Below are 7,430 nucleotides of genomic sequence, written 5' to 3' on the forward strand. Positions count from 1 at the left end.
AATGCTTTGAGGTTGGTAACACTGTTCATAGACGATTGAGGTTAGTTGTGTTTCCTCAGCTTCGTCTATGGAGCGATCTGGCTCAAGGGCTGATCGCTCTCTCAACATTTTTTGTCTAAACTCCAGTGGTAAGTGTGTTAGACATTATGTATCTGTACTCTGGACAATAGTCTGGTGCAACACTTTCGCTTCAATTTGAGATTGAAAGCGGTTCAAACTTTCTACTAAATTTTTCTCTACCAGCAGTCTAAACCGATTTTTTCCAGCAGTGCGCCGACGATTCCTCCTGGTAAATCAAAGGCAAGTGTCAGGCGCAAACGGCACCCTTGATCCGTGGGAAAAAAATCAGCAGAGCCATGGTTTGCTAGCCCAGACACTGACTCCCAGGCAATTAACCGTAAGGGGATGCGTCGAGTAATGCGAGAAGTCCATTCGGTCAATAGTGGAAATCCAGTTCTGTTGCAAAAAGTTAACGAGGAGAGAATCTCCCTATCGACACCCCTCTGATTACACGGATACTCCGAAGATTTCGTTGATGAAAGAGATCTGTCCCATGACATCTCCTTTTTCAACACCGCTAATCTGACCTTTGCGAATCATGTTCATCGACTCGTAACCCTTGAGAGTTCGTCTGGCTGTATTGAATGAGCTAAATCCTAGACCTGGCTTGGTTCGTCGTTTGATGAAGCGATGATTCTGTTCTACTGTAGTGTTCAAATACTTGACCTATCTGGTTTCTGTCGTGTTAGGTAGAGCTTCATCTGCTTTCAAAGCATCAATAGCCGGCGGATAAGCCGCCTTCTTATTGACCGTGATGACCCTGAGGTCAATCGTATGAGGGGCGTTGAGCACCTTCTTTAAGAACCGCTTGGGGGCTTTGGCATCGCGATTGGCACGGAGCCTGAAGTCCAAGGTATTACCCGCTGAATCAACGGCTCGGTAGAGGTACGTCCACGGGCCTTTGACGTTCACATCGGTCTCGTCCACTCGCCAGGAATCGTTGGTGGGCTTGAGATACGGACAACAGCGCTGGTCCATCTCCGGGCTATAGGCTTGCACCCAACGGTAGAGCGTCGTGGGGTCAACCTTAATGCCGCGCTCCAGCAGCATCTCCTCCAAATCCCGGTAAATCAGGCTATAGCGGCGATACCAGCGGACCGTTCAGCCAGATCAGATCTGATTGGAAGTGACGCCATTTGAACGGTTCTCAGGAGGGCATGAGGTAGGTTGCGAGCAGGACATCTCAGCATACCAAGTCAGAGGCTATGCCTTTTTTGCAACACAGCCGCATTATTAGCGATCTTCAGCTTTTTCTTAGTCTTAAGGAACACATATATTACGATCAAGCAACTTCTATAGTTCCTGGCTAAATAGACTAAAAATACTTTTTACTGCGAACACCAAGGTTTTATTACCTTTACTTTCTACAGAGAATTTGGACACAAAAATCATGCGGAGTAAAAGAGACCCTAATACCTCCTACATAGCAATGATTCAGCTAATGAGCTTTAGTTAAGCAGGGGGAAGCAATATTAACCCCTATGTTCAATTAATAGTCGCCTAGCAAAAGCTAAAGTTCAGTCAGAACAGCAGTTTTAAGACTTATGCTGATCAATTAACCAAGCATAATTGGTTCGCCACCTTATTGAGTCACCTTATGCTGATAACTTAGATAACTTACCTCCAAAAGCAAAGGGTTTGAGGTATTTGAGATTTAGCCTAAAAATCCAAAAAGCTGACAACCAGCCCATATAGAATATTCAACCATCAACTAAATTAAGCAATATTTCTATGACAGCATTTTGTCAGCACAGCTGAATGTCTCTGCTATATGATGGCTCTATCAGGAAGCATAAGCATTGCTTCTGGGCTAATAATGCTTACCCGCAGTGCAATAAACTCATCTACCGCTTGATAACTCACATCATGGAGAACGGAGTCATGGATATGTACTCCAAAGTGTTAGAAGAACTCAGGCAAACCAATCGAACATTAGAGATGGTATTTGCTCGTATGGAGCAGATTCAAACAGAACAGGCTGCTTTGTTTAACGCATTACAAAACAAAACCCAAGAATCTTCCCGTCAGCTATACCCTACATCTGAAGCATACTATATGCTTGGCTTTAACAATCCCGAATCCCTTCGCCATGCCATTCGAAAAGGTGAATTTTTATCGGGTACAGAGCTCCAAAAACGCGGTCGCCGTTTTGTTGTTGATGTTCAAGCTTACAAAACAAGAAAAACTAAAGAACAGAGTCGTCGTCGCGTCGTTTAGGGGGTATTGGTCGATCAGCTGCATTCAAGGCTCTCTTCACAGCCTGTTGACTATGGGCAAGAGAAATATGCTTGTGGTACCTCGCCAAATGAATGCTGGGCGTATGCCCCATTAAGTTAGCACTAACTGTTTCTGGTAAGTTAAAATTCACCGATGTGCGAATCGCAAACGCATGGCGTAAGTCATAGGGTTGAAACGGTAATCCATAGCGGTGAAACTGATTGTTAATCTTTTTACCTAAATTACCTTTGGTATAGGCATGTTCAGCATCTATACGAGGACGACAAATATTTTTCAATCCCCACGCCTCAACCCATTCAGGGTAAAACAACTGAAATACCAGACGCGGTCCCGTCTTTCCCTTCAAAACCTGGAGCCCTTCCGGCACCCACTCACAGAAAAACGCTTCGTGGGGCCTTAACCCTGCCGCTGCCATCATGCCATAAACCCATCGCCACCCCTTGTTGGGAATGCGCTCAAACCACTCCACAATCAATTCATCACTGGGTAACTCGCGATCCTGCACCTTGCTTGGCCCGTAGTTACCTTGATATTGCATTAAATCCACTTCAATTTGCGCAAAGTCCGCCAGCTTCTGCAATCGCTGAGAGGTCTGTTGCCGCATTCGAGTGTTGTGGGGCTGCTTCAACACCTGCCCAATCAAGATATCAGCCGTTAACTTTTTATTCGGTGGCAATCGCTTAAACACCTTGGCCCAGTTCTCATTCCACGTAGACTGCTTCAGCTCATTGCGACTACGGTAGTCCTTCTCAAATTCTTTAATGACATCCTTGGCAGTGTGTTTCACCTTCACCAGGTGAACTTCATAATCAGCCCAGTAAAACTCCTTGGTTGCCAGCCGTGCCCCCAGAAGTTGCGCATCCTTTTCAGCCCGCTTTAAACCATCTGGATTGGCCGGTAAGTTAAGAGCGATCCGTTGCTGATAGGGAACGATGCGATTACTTCCCGGTTTTGGTGGCAACGTCGCTCGCATACTCAGCGAACTGCCCCGCTGCTCTAGGACTACCTTAGTATTATTCGCCTTTAACCTGGCATTAACCGCTGCCAACGTGTATTCAAGCTTCGGCATAAGCTGGACTAAGTCTGGACTAAAATTGGCCTAATTTCCTTAAATATACATCGACATCAATAGACATTTAAGTAACGTAAATTCAGGGTGTTGAAGCGCTAAATTACCTGCTACTATTGCATTTAACCGCTGCGGATGTAGTTCAGTGGTAGAACGTCAGGCAGATTTATAGGCATTGAAATAAAAGGGTTTCAAGCTCCGTCAGATAGGTTTCCTTAAAAATCACATTAAAAACTGCTCACTATCATTGGAGCGAAAATCGGCTTTTTCAAGCAGGCAATGTGTGCTGGTTAAGCATGCGATCGCGCAAGCGCTGACTTATCAGTTCGCACCACTCCTGAGAAAGTCGTACCACCTCCTGTCGTTTTTGCTCATCCCCCCGCCAATCTGACCAACTTAACTTCCAGCGACTCAGTAACCGTTGCAGATCAGCCAACTCAACAGCCTGGTCCAGGCTAGTCTCCAAATCAATACCCGGTACTATCCACTCGATAAAAAACTGACTTTCCCTGATAAGGTGCTCAACAACTGACTCACCCGTACCACTTTCAACAAAAGCCTGGATGCGAGTCAAATTCAACGCAAGACTTTCCAGCTGAGCTGTTTGGTCAGCCTGAAGGAATCGTTTTTTGAGAATGTCCCAACTCACTCCCATTGAATTTGAACTCCTTCTAGAAACGACCTGATAATTTTCTCTATCTTTTGACGTAACTCAAGATCTTGTATTTGCATTGAACGATTGTTTGCACTAGGGCGAATATTAATGATCGACTCAAAGCCCACAGACTGACTCGTTGGATACCAGTCCGCCCCCCAAACATTGCTCTGCTCGCTACCATCATCCAACAAAACCAGCTCACAATCAGCGTGCAATTCCCCGCCCCCAGCCAAAACTTCACGCTCAACGTCCACCGCCATTTTAATGTAAATTCCCAGAGCCTTTAGCATTTGGTCAATCTGCTCAGGGGTAGCACGGCCTCTAACGATCACAATCATGGTTTATCTATTCGTGATTGACATCCTCTGATTGATTTATTATCAGTCGTAGCCCAAACAGTACTGGCGATATGATGACATCGCCACGGCAAAAAGCCGTATCCCATAGGCTGATTCACATAATGTATTTCAACAATGAGTCCGTTATGTAGCTCTTTACTGGATCCGCATAGTATCCGCAATTATTATGTTAGGGTGATCGAATTGTTAAATTATCTAGCATAGTGTCAGCATTACTAATGATTGAACGTTAAGGTGTGGATAAATGAGCGTTGCCATAGAATCAGCCCATGCCTCGCAAACCCAGCAATGACGATCCGGATAAGCTCACCAAGCCAAGGGTGCGCTTTATTTTTGAGCCAGACCGCAGCTCCCCCAACGGCATCACTTACAGCTGGCTGATTCATCGTACTTACAAGGGTAAAGAGAAAGCGGCCACTGCGGCTCGTGCTTTCTGGCTACCCTTTGCTTATCAGGATACGGGTAAGCATTCGGAGGCAGAGTTAAAGGACCTGGCTCGACAGTCTATCATTCGGATGGAAGAGCAAATTCAGCATTTGCGGGAAACGTTTGGGATTGAGGCTCCGTCAAACGAATCTGACCAGCCTGAATTTCCAGCAATTAGCCCGATGGCGGTACCGACAGGAGAGATTTCTCTGTTGGCTCAAGCGGATCTACTCAACGACTTTTCAGATGTGTTGTAGGGAGTGATCATGGCAAAGTCTCCTAAGGCTGATAAAGAAACGACTTCCGAGGAAGTTTTGAGTCGAAAGCTTTGAGGGCAAAACTGTATTCGCAGGTTTCCATTAATTCAACTTCCGAGGAAGTTTTGAGCAGAAGCGATTATCCACATGGATGATCGGCAGTTAGGGTTTCCATTAATTCAACTTCCGAGGAAGTTTTGAGTCTTCCTGGTGGAAAGCTCGATATGTCGTCTTGTGCGAGTTTCCATTAATTCAACTTCCGAGGAAGTTTTGAGGCGCGTCTCAAAGAACTTGAGGCGAGCTGTTGGGCTGTTTCCATTAATTCAACTTCCGAGGAAGTTTTGAGCGTGACTTGTTAGACAAGTTGGCTTCTGGTCAACAGTTTCCATTAATTCAACTTCCGAGGAAGTTTTGAGCGGAAATGTCCGAAATGCCTCACAGCAAATATTCAGGTTTCCATTAATTCAACTTCCGAGGAAGTTTTGAGGCTGGAATATCTCGACTTTCTAAGTGGGGGGGAGAGTTTCCATTAATTCAACTTCCGAGGAAGTTTTGAGCTGGCTGGGAGTGCTCACATGCTGTGCGATTCCCGTTTCCATTAATTCAACTTCCGAGGAAGTTTTGAGAACTCGTTGATTCTCTTATTTCTACTAACCAAGTAGAAAGTTTCCATTAATTCAACTTCCGAGGAAGTTTTGAGCTGATGTTCAAATGTGGGTCGATGCGCACAACGAAGGTTTCCATTAATTCAACTTCCGAGGAAGTTTTGAGCGGGGGAACTGCCGATGACCCCTGGGGAGATGACTGTTTCCATTAATTCAACTTCCGAGGAAGTTTTGAGCGGCTGTGAACCTATTCTCAGCATGGGGTCAGTTTGAAGTTTCCATTAATTCAACTTCCGAGGAAGTTTTGAGTCATACAAGGGCAGCAACAGGGACAACGTATTGAGGGGTTTCCATTAATTCAACTTCCGAGGAAGTTTTGAGCGATAATAGGCACTTTCGTGACGAAATTCACGTCGTGTTTCCATTAATTCAACTTCCGAGGAAGTTTTGAGCCTAAAGCGATAGCAGTTCCTGTATGAAACTGGGTTTCCATTAATTCAACTTCCGAGGAAGTTTTGAGCCTCGCTTCATGCGACGATGATAAATTAATTCCAATGTTTCCATTAATTCAACTTCCGAGGAAGTTTTGAGACCGGAAGTCGAGGTAGTCGTCGGAGGCGTCGGAGGTGTTTCCATTAATTCAACTTCCGAGGAAGTTTTGAGTTGGGAGCGCTTGCTTTCCTCCTTTACGCGGAGAAACCGTTTCCATTAATTCAACTTCCGAGGAAGTTTTGAGTAGGGAGTATTTAGCGGACCAAACGGCCCGCAAATGTTTCCATTAATTCAACTTCCGAGGAAGTTTTGAGAAATGGGTTTTTGCAAGCGTGCTTTTGGCCATTATGGTTTCCATTAATTCAACTTCCGAGGAAGTTTTGAGGCCCAGCTCCTAAAAGCTGCTCCACATCTACATTCTAAACCCCTATTTCTTTCGGGGTCAATGATCACCCCCAGCAAATGCGAATTATTCCTAACAACACCCTGTGGAAAACGGCTGAAACCCTTGCCCAGTAAGCGGGCTGCTGGGGTTGACGTAAGAATGCGGCTTTCAGAGATTACCTGACCCCAACAGCTCATCAGCATATCCATCATTGTTTCAACCGGCATGGCTTTCGAAATGAAGCTTTCTCTTCTACTGACAATGCATTCCATCGATCCAGGTTGATCCAAGCCACATCTGGCAAGCGAGTTGCCCCATTCGGCAACGTACTTAATTAAGAGATGGGTCATCCCTCACTCCCCGTTCAGGATTAAACTGTAGCGTACAAACCATCAAGCAGACGCCTATTTAACCATTAGGAATAGGGCAAACGCATACATATCTTAATGATTGGTGCAGAACTTGAAGTATCAGTCATAGGATGACGATGGCGTTTAGCAATCTAGGTGCATCTAGCCATGTCTAGCCCATCCATTTCACTGCTCAAATCACATTTCGGGGCACTCGATGACCCACGTGCGCAACACAGCATTGAGCATTTGTTAATTGATATTGTAATGATTACGATCTGCGCTGTTATCTGTGGTGCTGAGAGTTGGGTGGAGGTGGAGACCTATGGCAAAGCCAAACAAACTTGGCTGGGCACATTTCTAGAATTACCGCATGGGATACCATCTCACGACACCATTGAGCGGGGCGTAATTAAGTGTTGTGGGATGGGTGTTTCAAAGAGCTTTTAGGAACTGCGGGAAATACCTCATCAAAGCGTTGATTCACCCATGCGATTCTGAGAATTAAAAGATGCTTGAGTCCTGGCTCAC

The 7,430-nt window shown here is 45.4% G+C and carries 7 protein-coding genes, 1 pseudogene and 1 CRISPR repeat array; of the genes and pseudogenes, 4 read left to right on the forward strand and 4 right to left on the reverse strand.

The features are described from left to right. The first annotated feature begins 333 nt into the window (after nucleotides 1-333). Nucleotides 334-507, forward strand: a complete 174-nt coding sequence (locus VB741_RS25545; RefSeq protein WP_323368051.1) for a hypothetical protein — start codon at nucleotides 334-336, stop codon at nucleotides 505-507. On the opposite strand, the pseudogene VB741_RS25550 reads toward VB741_RS25545, so the two are convergent. Continuing rightward, a pseudogene (locus VB741_RS25550) lies at nucleotides 508-1,174 on the reverse strand (IS6 family transposase). Between the two features lie 767 nt (nucleotides 1,175-1,941). On the opposite strand from VB741_RS25550, the gene VB741_RS25555 reads away from it, so the two are divergent. After that, nucleotides 1,942-2,277, forward strand: coding sequence for a hypothetical protein (locus VB741_RS25555; protein ID WP_323368052.1), 336 nt, complete (start codon nucleotides 1,942-1,944; stop codon nucleotides 2,275-2,277). On the opposite strand, the gene VB741_RS25560 is transcribed toward VB741_RS25555, so the two are convergent. The 3 genes from VB741_RS25560 to VB741_RS25570 all read right to left on the reverse strand — a co-directional run bounded on the left by VB741_RS25560 (nucleotide 2,246) and on the right by VB741_RS25570 (nucleotide 4,363). Beyond that, on the reverse strand, nucleotides 2,246-3,367 hold the full coding sequence (locus VB741_RS25560; protein ID WP_323368053.1) for a hypothetical protein: 1,122 nt from the start codon (nucleotides 3,365-3,367) through the stop codon (nucleotides 2,246-2,248). The two genes, VB741_RS25555 and VB741_RS25560, sit on opposite strands and share 32 nt — an antisense overlap. A gap of 268 nt (nucleotides 3,368-3,635) precedes the next feature. Continuing rightward, complete coding sequence (locus VB741_RS25565; RefSeq protein WP_323368054.1) at nucleotides 3,636-4,022, reverse strand: hypothetical protein; 387 nt, start codon at nucleotides 4,020-4,022, stop codon at nucleotides 3,636-3,638. Continuing rightward, nucleotides 4,013-4,363, reverse strand: a complete 351-nt coding sequence (locus VB741_RS25570) for a DUF5674 family protein (RefSeq protein WP_323368055.1) — start codon at nucleotides 4,361-4,363, stop codon at nucleotides 4,013-4,015. The genes VB741_RS25565 and VB741_RS25570 overlap by 10 nt, the downstream gene beginning before the upstream one ends. A 290-nt stretch (nucleotides 4,364-4,653) precedes the next feature. On the opposite strand from VB741_RS25570, the gene VB741_RS25575 reads away from it, so the two are divergent. Both VB741_RS25575 and VB741_RS25580 read left to right on the forward strand, forming a co-directional pair. Continuing rightward, nucleotides 4,654-5,067, forward strand: a complete 414-nt coding sequence (locus VB741_RS25575; RefSeq protein WP_323368056.1) for a hypothetical protein — start codon at nucleotides 4,654-4,656, stop codon at nucleotides 5,065-5,067. A gap of 95 nt (nucleotides 5,068-5,162) precedes the next feature. Continuing rightward, nucleotides 5,163-6,549: direct repeats of the CRISPR family, unit length 35 nt; unit sequence GTTTCCATTAATTCAACTTCCGAGGAAGTTTTGAG. Between the two features lie 518 nt (nucleotides 6,550-7,067). After that, on the forward strand, nucleotides 7,068-7,349 hold the full coding sequence (locus VB741_RS25580) for a transposase family protein (RefSeq protein ID WP_442786451.1): 282 nt from the start codon (nucleotides 7,068-7,070) through the stop codon (nucleotides 7,347-7,349). Nucleotides 7,350-7,430: the final 81 nt, after the last annotated feature.

Origin of the sequence: Leptothoe sp. PORK10 BA2 (genome assembly GCF_034932105.1) — a bacterium.
In the GTDB taxonomy this organism is placed as follows: Bacteria; Cyanobacteriota; Cyanobacteriia; order Phormidesmidales; family Phormidesmidaceae; genus Leptothoe.